Consider the following 19,953-nt stretch of genomic DNA (forward strand, 5'->3'; position numbering starts at 1 on the left):
TGGATAACAAATGACGCGTATCTTGTTTTTTTTCATAGCCTTATCGCTAACCGCCACGAATAATTGGGCTGGCGAAAAAACCACCCTGCGGATAGGCGCACAAGCCTCTGGCACATTGGCGTGGGAGCTGTCCAACTTTCCAGCCGACAACGATACGTTTCAAATACAAGCACAAACGCTAGCGAATGCCGAAGCCGGCAAAATAGCCCTGCAATCGGGCGCAGTCGATATGATTATTGCCGATTGGCTATGGGTTGCCGCGATGCGCGACAAAGGTACGGATTATGTGTTTTATCCTTACTCAAGCACCTCTGGTGCATTAATGGTGGCTGGCGATAGCCCTATCCACAGCATTGCCGATTTACAAGGCAAACGTTTAGGCATTGCCGGTGGTGAGCTGGACAAAAACTGGCTTCTACTAAAAGCAGCCGCGCAACAGCAACATATTGATTTATCAGGCAATGAAAAAACCTTTGGCGCACCGCCATTAATCAATGAGCAGCTCAAACAAGGCCGTGTCGACGCGGCACTCAACTATTGGCATTTTGCCGCCAAACTTGAAGCCCAGGGCTATCGCCAGATCCTCGGCGGCAAAGACCTGTTAAAAGCCATCGGCATCCCAGAAAACCTGCCCACACTGGGGTTTGTGTTTAGAAAAAGCTGGGCAAGCGCGCACCAAGCCGCTCTCAACAAATTCTTCCTGACCAGCAAAAACACCAAAGACCACCTGTGCAACGATGCTGCCGCCTGGCAACAGACCCAAGCTGCCCACCAAGAAACCGATCCGGCAATTGTCAAAACCTTACAGATTCGCTATTGCGAAGGCCGAACCGGCACTTGGGGTGCCAATGAACAACAGGCCGCCAGCCAGCTTTACCAACTGCTTGGACAGCTTAGCCAACAACAACTGACCGGCACTGCCAGCCACTTGCCCACCGACTTAGTTTGGACAAACCCATAAGCCATGCCCTATCGCCAACATAGCCAGACAAACCTTGTCCAAGCTAACTTGGACAAAACCTGCCACTTCCCGTACCAGCCCAATGATTGACCTGTTGTAGTGGAACGCTTAAAACAACATTTACCCGCCCTATCCCTCTTGGCCTTGCTGGGCTTATGGCATGTGTTGGCGCAACTATTGGTCAGCCCCAACCTGCCCGGCCCGCTACAAGTCGCCATAGTTCTTTGGCGTGAATTGCAATCCGGTCAGCTACCCTATCATTTAGGCGTGACCCTGCTGCGCCTGGCATCCAGCTTTAGCATTGCCATGCTGCTCGGCTGCACCCTTGGCATCGCCCTTGGGCGCAACCCTCAATTGGATGCTTTTTTTGACAACTGGCTGGTCATCTTCCTCAACATCCCTGCCTTGGTCACCATCATTCTTTGCTATGTTTGGTTTGGTTTGGTTGAATGGGCGGCGATTCTTGCCGTGGTTATCAACAAACTGCCCAATGTGATCGTCAGCATCCGCGAAGGCACCCGCGCGCTCGACAAAGACTTGCTGGAAATGGCCCGCTGCTATCGGTTTGGCCTGCGCAAAACCGTGCGGCACGTCATCTGGCCGCAACTGCATCCGTTTGTGATGGGCGCAACCCGTTCAGGGCTGGCATTAATCTGGAAAATCATCCTCGTCGTCGAACTGCTAGGCCGCAGCAACGGCATGGGCTACCAACTGCACTTGTATTTCCAGCTGTTTGACGTCGCCAGCATCCTCGCCTACACCATTGCCTTCGTACTGGTCATCCAGCTGATTGAATGGTTGGTGCTGAAACCCTTGGACAAACAAGCACAACGGTGGCGGCGATGAACGGCATCCACATCCGCATCGACCACAAAAGCTATGCCACCGGCGGCAAAAACAACCCGCAAGGCATCATCAGCAATCTGGACTTGCAGTTAAACCCTGGCGAATTCGTCTGCTTGGTCGGCCCATCCGGCTGCGGCAAAACCACTTTGCTGAACATCTTGGCGGGGCTGGACCGCGCTTACCAAGGGCAAATCCGCATCGGCAAACAACACGCACTGGGCAACACCGGCTACGTCTTCCAAAACCCACGGCTACTGCCTTGGCGCACCGTGCGGGAAAACATCGAACTGGCCTTGCCCGCACCCGACCCGCAAAGCATCGACCACCTGCTTGCCGCCATGCAGCTGACCGACGCGCAACACAGCTACCCCGAACGCCTGTCGCTCGGCATGAGCCGCCGCGTCGCCATCATCCGCGCCTTCGCCATCAACCCCGACTTGCTGCTGATGGACGAACCGTTCGTATCGCTGGACGCGCCCACCGCCCGCCAAGTCCGCGAACTGCTGCTAAGCCTGTGGCAACAACGTCCACACACCGTCCTGTTTGTCACCCACGACCTGCGCGAAGCCATCGCCCTCGCCGACCGGCTCATCTTCTTATCCGCCAAACCCATGCAAATTGCCGCCGACATCGCCGTCACCTTACCCAGGGAACAACGCCATCTCGATGAAAAAATTGAACAATTCCGGCAACAACTGCTGACCCAGCACACCGCCATAAAAAGCCTGCTCTAAGCCCAAAAAGCCCCTGATTGGGCAATCAAGGCGATTGCTAAATCAGGCAAAATATTCGATACTTTGCCTCTTAGGCCTGCACCCAAAAGGCCGACCCATAACAACAGGAGAACACCATTATGAAAAAAACGCTGCTTATCGGACTGGCTATTGCCACAACCGCCATCAGCTTTAACGCACTTGCCGCCGTTGACGCCAAATACCCCGCAGCCAACTTCGAACCTAGCGTGATCTACGTAGACAAAGAAGCCAGCCCCAGCGCCGCCGAACCACAAAGCGAATTCGACGCCAAATACCCCGCCGCCAGCTTCCAACCCAAAGTCATCTACCCAGAGCAAGGCGCAGAAACCACAGCCACTGAAACCAGCAGCGCAGCCGAAGCCAGCAAAGACGAAACCGACCCCAAATACCCAGCTGCGTACTACCAACCTAAAGTCATCTACCCTTAACAAAACACATCACGCCCAAGCCTAAGCGCCAACGGTGTGATAAAATTCACAGAAACAAGTCCCGATAGCTCAGCAGGATAGAGCGGTCCCCTCCTAAGGGACAGGCCGGCGGTTCGAATCCGCCTTGGGACGCCAAACACCGATGCAATAGCATCCGATGAAGTACAGAAACCCGCAAGCTGACTTGGCTTAGCGGGTTTTTTATTGTCCCAAAAAAGCAAAATGCTTCAATGAGTTCTAGGCTGGCAAACCAAGGACAAAGTAGAATCTAACCCACATATTTCCTATCCAATAGTATGTCCGGTGCAGCTTCACATGAAATCACAATACGATTTGTCCATAACCAAACCCGTTTCGGTTTGGAATAAACCGCTAAAAATTGAACCGAAGAACTTTTTCCTTAATTTAGCCAAAGCTGTTTTTAAAGGTACGCAGGGTGAATTTGAAGATGCGACAGAAAATCTCGCTGATGCCTTTGTAGATCTTTCATCTGAGGATAAAGCCGGACAAATCGCTTGGTTGCTGATCTACAACGCCTTAACCAACGCCCTTTCCGGGGTGTTGTTGGATTGTCAGGACATATTCGAGCTAGTTGATACGCCTGATGAATCCAAACAACATGAATTAAGCGCAATACTGACCGATCATTTTGATAAGCTTGAAGTGGGTATTACTGCCGGGTTTTTCCAACGCCCTCAACAACTGCCGTTATTGCAGGAATTTGGCAAATCCTTACAACAATGGCTGATTGGTTTAGGGTTAACTACCAGCCAAGCGCAAGCTCTCGCCCAACGTTTACCGGATAGGTTTGCACTGGAATTGCATAGCGAATGGCTCAAAGAACCAGTCCGCTATGAAAGCATTACCGCCGCAGTGGAAACCCCGTTTACCCAAGCCGCCCAACAGCAACGCCGCTGGCTGCAATACCATGCATGGTTACGCGAACAAGTCAATCAACGTATGTTTGCCGAAGCGTTCAGCTTGCAAAGCGTTTATGTGCCGCTACGGGCTTATTACGAAGAAAAAACCAAAGAACCGCAAAACCGTTCAGTAGCCGATACCGATCATGAGGCTAAAAAAAATGTGGTGAATTTACAGACGGAATTGGCAGATTGGGTAAACCGATTCAATCCCGATGATGCCATCCGTTTGCTAAGCGGCGGCCCAGGTTGCGGTAAATCTTCCTTCTGCAAAATGTTTGCTGCACACATTGCCGAACATTCCGCTGTTAAAGTGCTGTTTGTGCCTTTGCATTTGTTTGATTTATCAGCGGATTTAATCAACTCAGTAGAACGCTTTATAGCCCAGGACCCTTTTTTGGTAGGTAGCCCCTTAGATGCCAAAGATGGGGAAGCGCGTTTATTGGTTATTTTTGATGGTTTAGATGAAATTTCTATGCAAGGCAAAGCCGCCGCCCAAGTCGCACAGGATTTTATTGATGAAGTTTTACGTAGACTGCCTGTACTCAACAGACCATCTTTGCAACGCCAATTTATCATCAGCGGTCGGGATTTGGTGGTGCAAGCCAATGCCAATAAATTCCGTAATCCGAAACAAATACTGCATATCTTGCCGTATTTTGTTGATAGGCATGAAAGGAAAAGCTACCAAGACCAGCAAAAGCTGCTTGATGAAGACCAACGCCAACAATGGTGGCATAACTACGGTAAGGCCAGTGGTAAAATTTACACTGAGATGCCAGCTGCTTTAGCTAGTGAAAACCTTACCGAGATTACCCGTTGGCCTTTGTTGAATTATTTGGTGGCCTTAAGTTTTGATCGCCAACAACTGGATTTTGATGCGGCAACGACACTAAACCAAGTGTATAGCGACTTGTTGGAAGCTGTGTATGAACGCCAATACGAAGGTAAAAACCGCAAACATCAGGGTGCAGGCAATTTAGCGTTTAAAGACTTTTGCCGCATTCTGGAAGAAATAGCCTTGGCGGTATGGCATGGCGATGGGCGCACAACCACCGTCGAATATATCCAATCCCGATGTGAAAAAAGCAGCTTACACCGTTATCTGGATGAGTTTCAGGAAGGCGCAGAAAAAGGCGTGACGCGTTTATTGACGGCTTTTTATTTTCGGCAAAGTGGCGAAGTGAAAGGCGACAAAACCTTTGAATTTACGCATAAAAGTTTTGGCGAATATCTCATCGCCTGCCGTTTGGTGCGTATGTTGGATGTGGTTCAATCTGAATGGCAACGCCATGAAGACGATCCAGATTTAGGGATGGATTTACGCAAGATATTAATTCATTGGGCGGAGATATTTGGGCCAACCACAATAGATCATTATCTTTACCCATTTCTTCAAAACCAAGTAGCTTTAGCAAAACCAGAAAAAACTATCCAATGGCAACACTTGTTATGTCGGCTGATCGAATCGGCAATGGCTCATGGTTTGCCAATGGAAAAATTGAATTTGTACAGCTTTCAGGAAATGTTTAGGCAATCCTGCAACGCAGAAAATGCTTTGTTTGCGATGCACTCTGCTTGTGCTAAAAACAGCCAAACAGTTTTAGAAATTGAATGGCCTGGTGAATACTCTTTCAGTAATTGTATGCATCGTCTGCGTAGTAGCGAAAATGGAGCACCATCAGAATATTTAGCTTTTCTTGATTTATCGTATAACTATATAGGTTGGCAAGATTTATTTGGTGCCGATTTATCTTATGCGAGGTTAAAACAAATAGACGCATTCAGAATTGTTCTTACAGAGGCTATACTCGAGAATATCGATGCCGAAGGTGCAGGTTTGGGTTTTTCAATTCTTGAAGACGCTAACTTACAAAGAGCAAACCTTGAAAGGGCTATTCTTCGTGGAGTAAATCTTGAAAGGGCAAACCTTACAGAGGCAAATCTTATAGAGGCGGACCTGGAAAAGGCAAACCTAGAAAGAGCAATTCTTACGGGTGCGAACCTTGCAGGGGCAAGCCTTGAAAATGCAAACCTTAAATGGGCAAATCTTGAAAATGCAAATCTTGAAGGGGTAAACCGTGGAGGAACTAACTTTACAGGCGCCAACCTTAAAGGAACTATTCTGGAAGGCCAAGAATTGGATTTATATCGTTAAATCCGATTATTTGTATTTAAGGCTCGGTAATGCTCTTTTGTTCACAATTCAATCGAACCGTCACCACCACAAAACCCTCATCACCGAAGCCGCCGCCAAAAAACAGGCGGTGCTAAAAAAGTATCTATAGGAGAACGCCATGCAAACCAACCCCACCGAAACCGCACAACATTTTTACGCGCTTTACGAAACCTTGCCAACCGACACTCAGCAAGCGTTTTTAACTGAGCTTCTGCAAAAGCAACCCAAGCAACTGGAAGATTTGGCTTTTTATTTGGCTTGCAAAGCCGCCAAAGACGAAAATGAGTTTTTATCCGAAGCAGAAACCCAAGCATTTATTAATAGCCTGCCACAATGAATGTCCAAATCAGTAAACGATTTAGTAAGGATGTTGCCAGCATTCATGACTCCCGCATTTTGGCGAAAATCAGAAGTGCTCTGGAGCAAGCGCAAACGGTAAGCGTTTTAACCGAAATTCCAGAACTGGAAGCGATGGCGGGTTATCCAGGGTTTTATCGAATAAAGTTTGATTATCGCTACCGTATTGGCGTTTATGTTGAGAATGACGTTATGCAATTTCTCAGAGTTGGACGGCGGGAAGATTTTTACAAGAAATTTCCATAAAAACCGCCGCAAAAAAACAGGCGGTGCTGGAAAAATATTTATAGAAAAAACCATTCACGCCCAAAAAATTAGGGTGATCGTGATGTATGGGGAGCAAATGCTACCAACCAAACTATTAAGCTTATGGGCAAAACTAACAGGATTGATGAGGTTAATAATCCATTACCCCAGCAAAAACCCCATCACCCGCTGGTAAAAAGCGGCGGGTTGTTGGACGTGTAGCCAATGCCCTGCGTCAGCCAAGTATTCTAGCTGGGCGGTTGGGAACAGTTCTTCCAAATCTTCGGCATTCACATAGCCGGAATCCGCTCCGGCGATAAATAAGGCGTGTCCATAAAAGGGCAGTAGGCCATAGGTGTCGGGGAAGGCGACGATGTTGGCTGCGGTTTGTTGGAAAATATCCAGGTTGACACGCCAGCGGTAACTGCCTTCTTGCAACACCAGGTTTTGCAACAGGAATTGCCGGTAGCTTAGGTCCGGGATGCCTTCTGCCAGCCAGATTTCCGCTTGTTTGCGGTTGCTGATGTCCGCCAGCGGCAGGCTGGCTAAGGCGTTGATAGTGTTGTCGAAACTGTGTTGGTAGCTGACGGGGGCGATGTCGGCGACCACAAGGCGGTCGATGCGATGCGGGTAATGCAGGGCAAACCACATGGCAATTTTGCCGCCCATGCTGTGGCCTATCAGGCTGACGCAATCCAAGCCGTGGCGGTCAAGAAAAGCCAGCACGTCGGCGGTCATAACGGGGTAATCCATTTGCGGATGTTGGGGCGATGCGCCGTGGTTGCGCATGTCCAAGACGTAAACATGGAAATGCGCCGCCAGTTTTTCTGCCATCAGCCGCCAATTGCGTGAAGAGGCAAAAAAACCATGTACGATCAGCAATGGCGGTTGACTGGGGTTGCCCAGCTCTTCAAAGGCTAATGCTAAATTTGTCATCAGGCGAAGACGAACAATGCGCCCATCAGGCCACCAAAGATACCACCCCAAACCACCAACCAGCCCAGGTGTTCTTGAATTATCAGTTCGACCATTTCTTTGACCATTTGCGGGGTCAGTTCGGCAAGCCGCCTGTCAATCACAGCTTCAATTTTGTCCACCAGATCAAAGCTGATTTTATGGGCATCCAAGCCTTGTTTAAGTGCGGACTTAAAGCCTTCGGAATCGGCAATGTCCGCCAAAGTAACACGCATTTTTTCGGTAAAGGGTTCTTTTAAGGGCAACAAGGCTTCTTCGCCGCCCATCATCATCAACATGCCGCCAAACGATGAGGCCATGATGGATGAGACCAAGCCTTCATAGATTTTGTCGTAATTGACGGCGTTGAGCAGCGGCTCCAAATTAAGCCTGTTGCCGCCTTGCTGTTCTTCGGTTTCAATAAATTGTTCGATTTGTTGGGCGGTAAAAAACTGGTCCATCATCAGATGTTTAATGGAGGCCTTAAACTCTTGGAATCGGTTGGGTATCACCCCGGAACCGTATAAGAACGGTACTTTTTCGAACAGCATGTAAATGGCCAGCCAGTTGGTGATGGCACCCGACAAGGCAAAGTAGCCGATGGATTTGATAAGTTCCGGTTGGATAGGGCTAACGTAGCCCAACAGCACAACCAGTACCGAAACGGCATTGGTGATAAAGCTTTTGTTGTTTAAATAGTGGCTCATAAATATGCAACTCATAACGAATGAACGGATAAATCGACAAATTATGTCGTTAAAGCTGCGCAATTAAAAGCGTGCCAAACAACAATCCATAAAGGTTGCTTTTAGTAAATTAATTATTCTCTATAATCGTGCTATCGGATTGTAAAACCAGCTAATCCCGCTAGACTTTGAAATATGGATACAGTCCAAAACCCACCGGTAAAGACAATCGGATGCTTATCCTGTTGTGGGTTAGGTAGGATAAGCAAAGTGACTCGGCAAACCGCAGTACAGGAAGATAGCATGACGGATACGCAGCCTTTTAATGTGCCTTCAGATTTGCTGGATAACAGTTTCCGGCATCCCGCCATAAAACTAACACAAGAATCAAGCATACAACGGGCCGCCCTGTTTCTGTCCCAGCATCCTAACAGTTATGTGGAAGTTAATGATGGCAACCAACAAGTGCTGGGGCTGCTTAACGGGCAAGACCTTGTCCACCTTTACGCCCAAGGCTATACACCCGACACCTGCCTGCAAGACATCTTGCCCTATCTAACCCCCGCAGACCGCGCCAATCCGCCAGCCCAGCCAAACTACGGGCAACTGCAACAACAACTGCAAAGCCTACAAACGCAATTTGCCGGTTTAACCGAACAATCCATGTTGGGCGTTTATATTATCCAAGACGGGCAATTACAATACGTCAACACCGGCTTTGCCAATATTTTTGGCTATCGCTCTGCTGAAGACATTATCAACAAAGTGGCTGTAAAAAGTTTAATTGACCCCGCAGACTACGCTGCCGTCGCCACGCAAATGGACTTGAAACTGAGCAAGCAAGTGGCGGAAACCCGTTTTGACTTTACTGGCAGGCGGCAAGACGGCAAAGCCATCGACCTGGAAAACAGTAGCCGAGGCTTTGATTTTAATAATAAACCCGCCATTATCGGCATCTGTATCGATGTCAGCCAGCGCAAACAAGCTGAACGGCAAGAGCACAGCCGTTTAGAATTACTGGAATCCTTAGCTAACGGCTTACCATTGCCAGAACTGCTAAACCAATTGGCAACTTCTCTGGAAACGCAAATACCGGGAACCTTTTGCTCGGTAATGCTGTTCGAACCCGAAACCCGCAAGCTTTTCTGCTTAGCCGCACCGCATCTGCCACAAAGCTATACCCAAGCGGTTAATGGCATGATTGCCGGTATCGGTGAAGGCTCTTGCGGCACTGCCGTCATCACCGGCAAGCGCGTGGTAGTTGATGACATCCAAGCCCACCCCTATTGGGAAAAATACAAAGGCTTTGCCGCCCAAGCGGGTCTGGCGGCTTGTTGGTCAGAACCCATAAAAGGCCGCAAAGATAATATATTAGGTGCGTTCGCCATTTACTGGCCGCATCCGCAAACACCCAACCAAGAACAGCTCAGCTTGCTGACCAGTGCCAGCCATCTCGCCAGCATTGCCATCGAGCGGAAAGTCATTGAAAACAACTTGGCAGCCAGCGAACAACGGCTAAAAAACGCCCAACATATTGCCAACATTGGCGATTGGGAAATGGATGTTGTCCGTCAAAAACTGCATTGGTCGGAAGAAATTTACCGCATCTGCGAACTTGACCCCAAACGCGACCAACCTTCTTATAAAACCTTTCTGGACATCGTACACCCTGACGATATTGAACGCGTCAAAGCAAGCTATCAGGCATCGGTGAACAACCGTACCCCTTATGACATTACCCATAAGCTCGTCTGTCCAAGCGGGCAAATTAAATATGTCCGCCAACAAGGCCTTAGCTATTACGATGCCCAAGGCAATACCTTAGGCTCTCTAGGAACCCTGCAAGATGTCACCAAACAAGCACTTGCCCAGCAACGCATCCGGCAATTGGCGCAAGCCGTCGAGCAAAGCCCGGAAAGCATCCTGATTACAGACTTCGAAGCCCATATTGAATACGTTAACGCCTCGTTCAGCCGTATTACCGGCTACTCAAAAGAAGACGTGATGGGCAAAAATCCGCGCTTGTTAGCGTCGGGAAAAACGGCAAGTAAAACGTTTGTCAGCATGTGGTCAAACCTGACCCAAGGCAAGCATTGGCAAGGGGAATTCTATAACCGGCGCAAAAATGGCGAAGAATATACCGAATGGGCGTTGATTGTGCCGTTGCGCCAAGAAGATGGCTCCATTACCCATTACGTCAGCGTCCAAACGGATGTCAGCAACCAAAAACGTATGGACAGGGAGTTAATGCAATACCGAAGCCAGCTAGAAGACTTGGTAAAACTTCGGACCGCCGCCTTGGAACACGCCCATCAACTGTTGCAAGAAACCTTCCACGCATTGGGCAAAGCCGGTTTTGGTATCCATTGGGTCGATGCAGAGACTGGCAAATTGTTCAAAGCTAACGAAAAAGCTTGTGAAATGCTGGGTTACAGCCTTGAAGAAATGCAGGCATTAAGGGTTTCGGATTTCGACCCCAATTTCCCCAGCCATGATTTTGCCCTTAAAACCTTAAACTTGCGGGAAAACCGCAATGCCCGCTTCGAAACGCTAAACCGGCATAAAGATGGCAGGCTTATTGCCGTGGAAGTCACCACCTATTACTTGGACGCCACGGCGGATGAACCCGCACGCTTTGTGGCCTTTTTAACCGACATCAGCTCACGCAAACAAACCGAACAAGAATTGCTGTCCGCCAAGCAAGCTGCCGAAGCCGCCAACCAAGCCAAAAGCGATTTCTTAGCCAAAATGAGCCACGAAATCCGCACGCCCATGAATGCGATTATCGGCTTGACCCACATTATAGAAAAACACGAACTGAGCGCCAGTACCCGCGATTTGGTCAATAAAATCCATACGGCAGGTGATACGCTGCTCGCCATCATCAACGACATTCTCGACTTTTCCAAAATTGAAGCGGGGGCAATGGAAATTGTTAACGAACCCTTCCGGCTCAGCCATCTATTGGGTAAAGTTAACACCCTGATGTCGCCTGCCATCCATAAAAAGCATTTGCAATTGCTGATCCGCAACAAAGCCAGCGGCATCGATTATTTATTAGGCGATGCTTTGCGCCTAGAACAAGTGCTGGTTAACCTTATCAGCAATGCCGTCAAGTTCACTGCGCACGGCAATATTATTCTCGGCATCGACATTATCAGAAAAAAAGCGTCCGTCACCGAACTGCGTTTTAGTGTATTGGATAGCGGTATTGGCATTAGCGAAGACAAACTGCAACACATCTTCCAAGCATTCTCTCAAGCCGACAACTCGATTACCCGCCAATTTGGCGGCACAGGTTTAGGGCTTAGCATTAGCCTGCATTTGGTCAAGCGCATGGGCGGGCAAATGGGCGTCTCCAGCGAGCTTGGCAAGGGCAGCGAATTTTGGTTCAGCATGCCATTTTCTGTACCGACCCACGTATTTGTCCCTAAGGAAATTCAACCGATCACGCAGCAAGGCAACCGTCTTGCCGGGTTGCGCATTTTGGTGGTGGACGACAGTGAAATCAATTGCGAAGTCGCCTCGCTCAATCTTAAAGAAGAAGGGGGGGAAGTCTTTTTAGCGCATAACGGTGAGCAAGCATTAATTTGGTTAACGCAACAGGTTGACGCCATCGACGTAGTGCTGATGGATGTGCAGATGCCCATCATGGATGGTTACGAAGCCACCCGGCAAATCCGCGCCCATAGCCAACTACAGGCATTACCGGTTATCGCCCTAACCGCCGGCGTCTTTAAAGAGCAGGAAGATTTGGCATTGGCTGCCGGCATGAATGGATTCATAGCAAAACCTTTTAATGTGGAAGAACTTATCAGCGTACTGCAGCACGCAGCAGTCAAGCCAAAACAGGCACCAACAGTCGCCACAACAGCGCTTCCCGTGCTTGACATGGCACTAGGTTTAAGTCGATGGCACAACGCCGACACCTACCAAAATTACCTGTACCGATTTATCAGCGACTACGCCGACACTCCACAACATATCAGTCGACTCATCCAGCAAAACGACACTGCAGCGGTAAGCCTGCTACTGCATAAATTAAAAGGTGCTGCCAGCAATTTGGCGTTATTGCAAATCGCCCACTTGGCGGGGCAACTTACGCAAAAACTACATGATAAGCAGTCACTGGAAACCGACATCCCGCTCTTTGAAAGCATATTGGGCGCCACCCTGACAGCTATCCAACAAATCGGTACAAACAACGGGAAGTCATTAGCGGCTAATTTTGACCCAACCGAAGTAAGCAACTTATTGCCACAATTACTTGCCGCCCTAGACCGAGACACTCCTGACCAAGCCCTAGAACTACTGGAAGAGCTTTCAAAATATTTAGCGGAGTCTTGGCTAACCGAAATTCGCTTCGCCATTAACAACTTCGATTTTCGTGACGCCGAACAACAAACCCGCTTGCTAGCCGATCAGTTAGAAAAATATAAGTCATCCGAACTAGGCAATTTGCCAATGCACATAACAGAACAAGGATAAGCCATGGTCAAAGCAAACTTATTTACCAAACCCAATGCTTTCCAAATAGCGATGGCAAAGCGAAAAGGCCCCATCTTATGTGTGGATGATGAATCCACCAATTTGGCATTGTTGCACGAAGTTTTAAAGACGGACTACTCCTTGGTCTATGCCCGCAATGGCGAGGAAGCACTTCAAGCTATCAATAAACACCAACCGATTCTCATCTTATTGGACATTCATATGCCCCATATGGACGGCTATCAAGTTTGCCAACAAATCAAAGCCAATCCGCTGACTAAAGACACGCCTGTAATCTTTGTGACGGCGCTGCACGAAAAAGCTAACGAAGAAGTTGGTTTTTCTGTCGGTTGCGTCGATTACATTACCAAACCTATCTCACCTGCTATCGTCCAAGCAAGGGTACGCACCCACTTATCGTTGGTCAGCACGGAAAAACTGGAAACCAGCTATCTTGACGCCATCCACATCCTGAGCGAAGCCAGCCGCTTTAAAGACGCCGACACGGGCGCACACATCTGGCGTACCGCTGCCTATTGCCGACTATTGGCAGAAACCATTGGTTGGCCCAAAGAACAATGTGAGTTGCTTGAGCTGGCAGCCCCCATGCATGACATAGGCAAAATAGGTATCGCCGATACTATCTTAAAAAAAACCGGAAAATACAGCCCTGAAGAATACGAAGCCATGAAAGCCCACGCCCAAATTGGTTATGAAATATTAAGGTGCAGTCATGCGCCTGTATTTGTACTGGCGGCTGAAATTGCCCTACACCACCACGAACATTGGGACGGTTCAGGCTATCCCCAAGGCTTGTCTGGAACCGATATTCCGGAAGCGGCACGCATAACCGCCATTGCCGATGTCTTTGATGCCTTGTCGGCAAAACGCAGCTATAAAGAAGTTTGGTCCATCGAAAAGATCGTCGCTTTTTTTAAAGAAAGCGCTGGCATCCATTTTGAGCCACGTTTGGTAGAGGCCTTTTTAGAGTCACTGCCCAATCTATTGGAACAAAAGCACTATTGGGATAATCAGGAATAATCCGGAAGAAGGCGATTCCGGTAAAAACTACCGGAATGCAGGGCAAAGGGTGTAAAGCGGGTTACTCAACCGTTACTGACTTGGCTAAGTTTCTGGGTTGGTCAACATCGGTACCTTTCAATACGGCCACATGATAGGCCAGCAATTGCAGCGGAATGGTATAGATGATGGGCGAGATTTCGTTTCCGACAGGCGGTACTTTGACAATTTGCACGTCAGCATCTTTAGACGTCACTAAGGTTTCATCCATAAACACAATCAGCTGTCCGCCGCGCGCGCTGACTTCTTGCATATTCGACTTGAGTTTTTCCAACAAGCTGTTGTTGGGCGCGACGGTAATCACCGGCATATCGGCATCAATCAAAGCCAACGGACCGTGTTTTAATTCGCCTGCCGGATAAGCTTCGGCATGGATGTAAGAAATTTCCTTTAGTTTTAACGCCCCTTCCATGGCAATCGGATAATGTGTGCCGCGTCCTAAAAATAAGGCGTGATGTTTTTCGGCAAATTGTTCGGCTAACGTTTCGATTTCCTCATTCAGCTTCAACACTTGCTCGATTTTTCCAGGCAAGCTGAACAATTCACGGGTAATTTTTTGCTCCATGATGGCGGTCAACTGAAAGCGTCTGCCGATGGCTATCACCAACAACATGAGCGTAACCAATTGCGTAGTGAACGCCTTGGTTGAAGCCACGCCGATTTCCGGGCCTGCGCGGGTCATCATCACCAAATCAGACTCTCTTACCAAAGAACTTTCCGGTACGTTACAAATTGCCAATGAGTATTTTGCACCGCGTTTTTTTGCTTCCTGAAGGGCAGCAAGCGTGTCGGCAGTTTCGCCGGATTGCGAAATGGTCACCACTAATGTGTTGTCAGCAATAACAGGATGGCGATAGCGGAATTCACTCGCCACTTCTATTTGGCATGGCATGCCTGTCAATTCTTCAAACCAATAACGCGCGACCAATCCGGCGTGGTAACTGGTACCGCAAGCAAGAATCTGCACTGATTTGACGTTATCAAAAATTTCAGCAGCATTATGCCCAAAGGTATTTTCTTGCAGGTGGCTATTAACGAAGCGACCTTCCAAAGTTTGCGAAATGGCAAACGGCTGCTCGTAAATTTCTTTGAGCATATAGTGGCGATAATGGCCCTTATCGACGGAATCGGACTTAAGCTGGCTTTCTTTAATGGGGCGCTCGACCAGTTGGTCATGCTCATTGTAGATCTGGTAGCCATCAATGGTTAATGCCGCAATATCACCATCTTCCAAAAAAATAAACCGCTGGGTGACGGGCAAAAGCGCGGCAACATCGGAAGCAATGAAATATTCGCCGATACCAATGCCAATTACTAAGGGACTCCCTTTACGGCAGGCCACCAAGGTGTTGGGATCGGTAATGCTCATAATGCCGAGAGCGTAAGCCCCGTGCAGGTTTTTTACAGACGCTTTGACGGCGGCAAGCAAGTCACCGCTGGTTTCTAAGGCTTGGCAAATCTCATGCACCACCACTTCGGTGTCGGTTTCAGAAGTAAACTCAAAGCCTTGCTGAATCTGTTTTGCTCGCAGTTGTTCATGGTTTTCGATAATGCCATTGTGGACAATAGCGACATTGTCGCGGCTAACATGCGGATGGGCGTTGGCGGTGGAAGGCTTGCCGTGGGTAGCCCAGCGCGTGTGGGCAATACCAATTTGCCCGCCGACCGGCTCGGCTTTTAGCAAAGCTTCCAAGCCTTTCACTTTACCCACTTCACGTTTACGGAAGATTTGTTGTTGGTTAATTACCGCCAGTCCTGCGGAGTCATAACCGCGATATTCTAAGCGACGCAAACCTTCAAGCAGAATGGGTACGACGTTGCGTTGGGCGACACCGCCAACAATTCCACACATATTATTTTTCCTTTTTGACAGGACGCTGCCAGCCGGCAATAGAAAGCTGTTTGACGCGGCTTAAGGTTAATTGATCCGCAGGCGTATCTTTAGTGATCGTTGACCCGGCGCCAATCGTCGCATTTTTGCCGACCGTAACCGGAGCAACCAATTGTGTATCCGAACCAATAAAAGCACCGTCTTCAATCACCGTCCTAAACTTGTTTACGCCATCGTAATTGCAAGTGATCGTACCCGCGCCAATATTGACGTTGCTGCCGATTGTGGCATCACCCACATAACTTAAGTGATTGATTTTACTGTTTTCTGCAACTGAGGCTTTTTTGATTTCAACAAAATTGCCGATATGGACGTGATGTCCTAATACCGTCTCTGGCCTTAACCTAGCAAAGGGACCGATTCGGGAGCCTTGTCCGACAACCGCATCTTCGATCACGCAATTGGCTAATATTTCAACATGATCGCCAATCACTGAATTTTTTATCTGGCTGTTTGCGCCAATTTTGACATTGTTACCGATGCTGATTTGGCCTTCCAAAATGACGTTGATGTCAATTTCAATATCTTGTCCTAGTTGACTGATGGTACCCCGCAAATCGAAACGGTTCGGATCAGCCAAACTTACACCTTGTTCCATTAACAATTGCGCTTGTTCTTGCTGATAAACACGCTCCAATTGGCTCAATTGGATTCTGTTATTCACACCCAGCACTTCGCTGCTTGTGGCAGGTTGGCTAGTTTTAATGGCTACGCCATCAGCTACCGCCATTTCAATAATATCAGTCAGGTAATATTCGCCTTGGGCGTTGTTGTTACCCAATTGCATCAGCCATTGTTTTAATTGGGCACCATACACTGCCAAGATACCAGTATTGACTTCTGCAATCTCTTTTTCAGCTGCAGTCGCATCTTTTTGTTCGACTATTTTTCTGACCAGTCCGTTGGCATCACGAACTATTCTGCCGTATCCGCTTGGGTCATCCAAGTTAACCGTAAGTAAAGCGAGCGACTGCTGACTGGCATCAGCAACCAATTGTTGTACGGTTGCCAATTTTAACAATGGCACATCGCCGTATAAAATCAGCACCGTATCATCGTCGCCAATTTGACCCGCCGCTTGTTGTACGGCATGGCCTGTGCCAAGTTGCTGCAATTGCTCAACCCAAATGGCATCAAAAAAATGCAAATCACGTTTTACAAGTTCCGCACCGTGTCCAACGACTATGCTGATACGGTTATTAGGCAATTGTTTAACCATGTCATAAGCGTGTTGCAGCAATGGCTTACCAGCAATTTTGTGCATCACTTTAGGGAGGTCTGAACGCATCCGCGTCCCTTTTCCGGCAGCTAAAATAATAGTGTTGATTTGCATAATGGTATTTGTTTCCGTCAAACAAAAAAGCCCGATAGCGTTTGCACGTTATCGGGCTTTTAGGGTAGGGGCTTTACGCCCGACTATTCGCCGCGCCGTCTTAATCGGTCTAAAGTTCTCAGTTGCATAATTGCTTGTGTCAACTGGAGCTTAGCACTTTCATAATCGACTTGACCGGTTTTATCCGCTAAAGCTTCTTCTGCTCTCGTTTTAGCTTCAATGGCTGCTGCTTCATCTATATCTTTAGCTCTGATGGCTGTATCCGCCAGAACTGTCACCAAATGGGGCTGAACCTCCAACAAACCACCGGAAATAAAGAAGGGATAGCTTTCTTTTTCGCTCACTTTAACCCGTACTTCACCTGGGTTTAAACGGGTGATAAACGGCGCGTGGCGTGGCGAAATACCGACTTCGCCAAGCTCAGCAGGAGCAAATACCATTTCCGCCAATCCGGAAAAAATTTCCTTTTCTGCGCTAACGATGTCTACATGTACGGTCATGGTCATGGTGTTTACCTAAACGTCTACTAACCTTTCAAAGTTTTGGCTTTTTCCAAAGCCTCATCAATCGTGCCTACCATGTAAAAGGCTTGCTCAGGGATTGCATCGTATTCACCCTCAATAATGCCTTTAAAACCAGAAATGGTATCTTTCAATGAGACGTATTTACCAGGAGAACCCGTGAAAACCTCTGCAACGAAGAATGGTTGAGATAAGAAGCGTTGAATTTTACGCGCTCTTGCTACGATCAATTTATCGTCTTCTGACAACTCATCCATACCTAAGATGGCGATAATATCGCGCAACTCTTTATATCTCTGTAAAGTTTTTTGCACTTTACGGGCAACATCATAATGTTCTTGACCAATAACCAGCGGATCTAATTGACGGCTAGTTGAATCTAATGGATCAATCGCAGGGTAAATACCTAATTCGGCAATTTGACGAGACAATACCACGGTAGCATCCAAATGCGCGAAAGTCGTAGCTGGTGACGGGTCTGTTAAGTCGTCAGCTGGTACATAAACTGCTTGGATAGAGGTAATAGAACCGGTTTTAGTTGAAGTAATACGTTCTTGTAGAACACCCATTTCTTCCGCTAAAGTTGGCTGGTAACCTACCGCTGAAGGCATACGGCCTAACAACGCTGATACTTCAGTACCCGCCAAGGTATAGCGATAAATGTTATCAACGAAGAACAATACGTCACGACCTTCATCACGGAAATATTCCGCCATGGTCAAACCTGTCAACGCCACACGTAATCTGTTTCCTGGAGGCTCGTTCATTTGACCGTATACCAACGATACTTTGTCGATAACGTTTGAATCTGTCATTTCGTGATAGAAGTCGTTACCCTCACGAGTACGCTCACCTACACCAGCGAATACCGAATAACCGCTGTGTTCAATCGCGATGTTACGGATCAATTCCATCATGTTAACGGTCTTGCCTACACCCGCACCACCGAACAGACCAACTTTACCACCTTTGGAGAACGGGCAAACCAAGTCGATAACTTTAATGCCTGTTTCCAATAATTCGTTAGCAGCAGCTTGCTCTGCGTAGCTTGGTGCTTCACGATGGATGCCCCATTTGACTTTTTCGCCAATTGGGCCTTTTTCATCAATAGGCTGGCCTAATACGTTCATAATACGGCCCAGTGTTTCTTGACCAACCGGTACCGAAATAGGCGCGCTGGTATTGGCAGCAGCAAGGCCTCTGCTTAAACCATCGGTGCTACCCATGGCGATTGTCCTAACAACGCCATCACCTAATTGTTGCTGAACTTCCAGCACCAAATCTTTACCTTCTACGACTAAGGCATCATATACTTTTGGCAAGCCTTCGCGTGGAAATTCCACGTCAACGACTGCGCCAATAATCTGAACGATTTTACCCGAACTCATTGAGTTGTCCTCTTAAAATATAATTCGTTTTACTTGGGCTTGTTAATAGGGCTTAAACGGCTGCGGCACCAGCGACAATTTCTGAAATTTCTTGGGTAATTGCCGCTTGCCTGGCTTTGTTATAAACCAGTTGCAATTCTTTAATAAGGTTTCCGGCGTTATCTGAAGCACTTTTCATTGCCACCATTCTGGCTGCTTGTTCACAAGCATTATTCTCGACCAATCCTTGATAAACAATAGATTCGACATAGCGGCTTAACAAATGATCCAGAACCTCTTTTGCATCAGGTTCATAAATATAATCCCAATGCCCGCTCAAATTGCCATCCAACTCAGCCGCACTAACTGGCAACAGTTTTTCTACTGATGGCCGTTGAGTCATGGTATTAACAAACTCATTGCTAACCACATGCAGCTCGTCAATTTTGCCTTCCTCATAAGCATCCAACATAATCTTGATAACACCAACAATGTCGTTTAGGTGAGGAGTGTCACCCAATTTGCTTACTTGTCCCACAAAACTAACCTTAAGACCTCCGAAAAAGCTCGAAGCCTTAGATCCAATTGCACAAACATCAACCTCAATATTGTCTTTTTCCCATTGCTGCAGATGCATCAAGGTTTTTCTGAACAAATTCGAGTTTAAGCCACCACAAAGACCGCGATCAGAGCTAATCACAATCAACCCAACACGCTTTACTTCGCGCTGAGTTAAAAATGGATGTTTATACTCAGGATTGGCATGCGACAAATGTTTGATTATCTGAGCAATTTTTTTTGAGTAAGGGCGTGTTGCCTGCATTCTGTCTTTTGTTTTACGCATTTTACTCGCAGCAACCATCTCCATTGCGCGAGTGATCTTTTGAGTATTTTTTATACTCCCAATCTTGGTGCGTATTTCTTTACCAACAGCCATTTGA

Annotated in this window: 16 protein-coding genes and 1 tRNA gene; 10 read left to right on the forward strand and 7 right to left on the reverse strand. The window is 47.7% G+C overall.

The window, feature by feature from the left end; all coding sequences use genetic code 11:
* Window positions 1-10: 10 nt before the first annotated feature.
* From ACYQ1O_RS01420 to ACYQ1O_RS01455, 8 genes are all read left to right on the forward strand, one after another.
* Window positions 11-961, forward strand: coding sequence for an ABC transporter substrate-binding protein (locus ACYQ1O_RS01420; protein ID WP_459989758.1), 951 nt, complete (start codon window positions 11-13; stop codon window positions 959-961).
* A gap of 99 nt (window positions 962-1,060) precedes the next feature.
* The gene (locus ACYQ1O_RS01425; protein ID WP_459989759.1) at window positions 1,061-1,807 is read left to right on the forward strand and encodes an ABC transporter permease; all 747 of its coding nucleotides are present in this window, start codon (window positions 1,061-1,063) and stop codon (window positions 1,805-1,807) included.
* A complete protein-coding gene (locus tag ACYQ1O_RS01430; protein WP_459990624.1) occupies window positions 1,804-2,541 on the forward strand; it encodes an ABC transporter ATP-binding protein in 738 nt (245 codons plus the stop codon). The genes ACYQ1O_RS01425 and ACYQ1O_RS01430 overlap by 4 nt, the downstream gene beginning before the upstream one ends.
* Before the next feature lie 119 nt (window positions 2,542-2,660).
* On the forward strand, window positions 2,661-2,990 hold the full coding sequence (locus ACYQ1O_RS01435) for a hypothetical protein (RefSeq protein ID WP_459989760.1): 330 nt from the start codon (window positions 2,661-2,663) through the stop codon (window positions 2,988-2,990).
* 58 nt (window positions 2,991-3,048) lie between these two features.
* Window positions 3,049-3,125, forward strand: a tRNA-Arg gene (locus ACYQ1O_RS01440).
* Between the two features lie 180 nt (window positions 3,126-3,305).
* A complete protein-coding gene (locus ACYQ1O_RS01445; RefSeq protein ID WP_459989761.1) occupies window positions 3,306-6,068 on the forward strand; it encodes a pentapeptide repeat-containing protein in 2,763 nt (920 codons plus the stop codon).
* Between the two features lie 139 nt (window positions 6,069-6,207).
* Complete coding sequence (locus ACYQ1O_RS01450) at window positions 6,208-6,426, forward strand: hypothetical protein (protein ID WP_459989762.1); 219 nt, start codon at window positions 6,208-6,210, stop codon at window positions 6,424-6,426.
* Window positions 6,423-6,692 carry a type II toxin-antitoxin system RelE family toxin gene (locus ACYQ1O_RS01455; RefSeq protein ID WP_459989763.1) on the forward strand — a complete coding sequence of 90 codons (270 nt, stop codon included), beginning with the start codon at window positions 6,423-6,425 and terminating at the stop codon, window positions 6,690-6,692. Before ACYQ1O_RS01450 ends, ACYQ1O_RS01455 begins: the two co-directional genes overlap by 4 nt.
* Before the next feature lie 162 nt (window positions 6,693-6,854).
* Here the strand turns inward: ACYQ1O_RS01455 and ACYQ1O_RS01460 are convergent, their stop codons facing one another.
* Together ACYQ1O_RS01460 and ACYQ1O_RS01465 are read right to left on the reverse strand one after the other, a co-directional pair.
* The gene (locus tag ACYQ1O_RS01460) at window positions 6,855-7,628 is read right to left on the reverse strand and encodes an alpha/beta fold hydrolase (protein ID WP_459989764.1); all 774 of its coding nucleotides are present in this window, start codon (window positions 7,626-7,628) and stop codon (window positions 6,855-6,857) included.
* A complete protein-coding gene (locus ACYQ1O_RS01465) occupies window positions 7,628-8,353 on the reverse strand; it encodes a DUF445 domain-containing protein (RefSeq protein WP_459989765.1) in 726 nt (241 codons plus the stop codon). The genes ACYQ1O_RS01460 and ACYQ1O_RS01465 overlap by 1 nt, the downstream gene beginning before the upstream one ends.
* 282 nt (window positions 8,354-8,635) lie before the next feature.
* Here ACYQ1O_RS01465 and ACYQ1O_RS01470 point away from each other — a divergent pair, with 282 nt between their 5' ends.
* Both ACYQ1O_RS01470 and ACYQ1O_RS01475 read left to right on the forward strand, forming a co-directional pair.
* Complete coding sequence (locus ACYQ1O_RS01470) at window positions 8,636-12,820, forward strand: PAS domain S-box protein (protein ID WP_459989767.1); 4,185 nt, start codon at window positions 8,636-8,638, stop codon at window positions 12,818-12,820.
* 3 nt (window positions 12,821-12,823) lie between these two features.
* The gene (locus ACYQ1O_RS01475; RefSeq protein WP_459989769.1) at window positions 12,824-13,861 is read left to right on the forward strand and encodes a response regulator; all 1,038 of its coding nucleotides are present in this window, start codon (window positions 12,824-12,826) and stop codon (window positions 13,859-13,861) included.
* A gap of 61 nt (window positions 13,862-13,922) precedes the next feature.
* On the opposite strand, the gene glmS is transcribed toward ACYQ1O_RS01475, so the two are convergent.
* The 5 genes from glmS to atpG form a co-directional block, all read right to left on the reverse strand.
* Window positions 13,923-15,752, reverse strand: a complete 1,830-nt coding sequence (glmS, locus tag ACYQ1O_RS01480) for a glutamine--fructose-6-phosphate transaminase (isomerizing) (protein WP_459989770.1) — start codon at window positions 15,750-15,752, stop codon at window positions 13,923-13,925.
* 1 nt (window position 15,753) lies between these two features.
* Window positions 15,754-17,124: a bifunctional UDP-N-acetylglucosamine diphosphorylase/glucosamine-1-phosphate N-acetyltransferase GlmU gene (gene glmU, locus ACYQ1O_RS01485; protein ID WP_459989771.1), complete on the reverse strand. Its 1,371-nt coding sequence runs from the start codon at window positions 17,122-17,124 to the stop codon at window positions 15,754-15,756.
* 83 nt (window positions 17,125-17,207) lie between these two features.
* Window positions 17,208-17,630 carry a F0F1 ATP synthase subunit epsilon gene (locus ACYQ1O_RS01490; RefSeq protein ID WP_459989772.1) on the reverse strand — a complete coding sequence of 141 codons (423 nt, stop codon included), beginning with the start codon at window positions 17,628-17,630 and terminating at the stop codon, window positions 17,208-17,210.
* Window positions 17,631-17,650: 20 nt separating this feature from the next.
* Window positions 17,651-19,033 carry a F0F1 ATP synthase subunit beta gene (gene atpD, locus ACYQ1O_RS01495; protein WP_459989773.1) on the reverse strand — a complete coding sequence of 461 codons (1,383 nt, stop codon included), beginning with the start codon at window positions 19,031-19,033 and terminating at the stop codon, window positions 17,651-17,653.
* 52 nt (window positions 19,034-19,085) lie between these two features.
* Complete coding sequence (gene atpG / locus ACYQ1O_RS01500; RefSeq protein ID WP_459989774.1) at window positions 19,086-19,949, reverse strand: F0F1 ATP synthase subunit gamma; 864 nt, start codon at window positions 19,947-19,949, stop codon at window positions 19,086-19,088.
* Window positions 19,950-19,953 lie beyond the last annotated feature (4 nt).

It is taken from the genome of Methylosoma difficile (genome assembly GCF_054657615.1).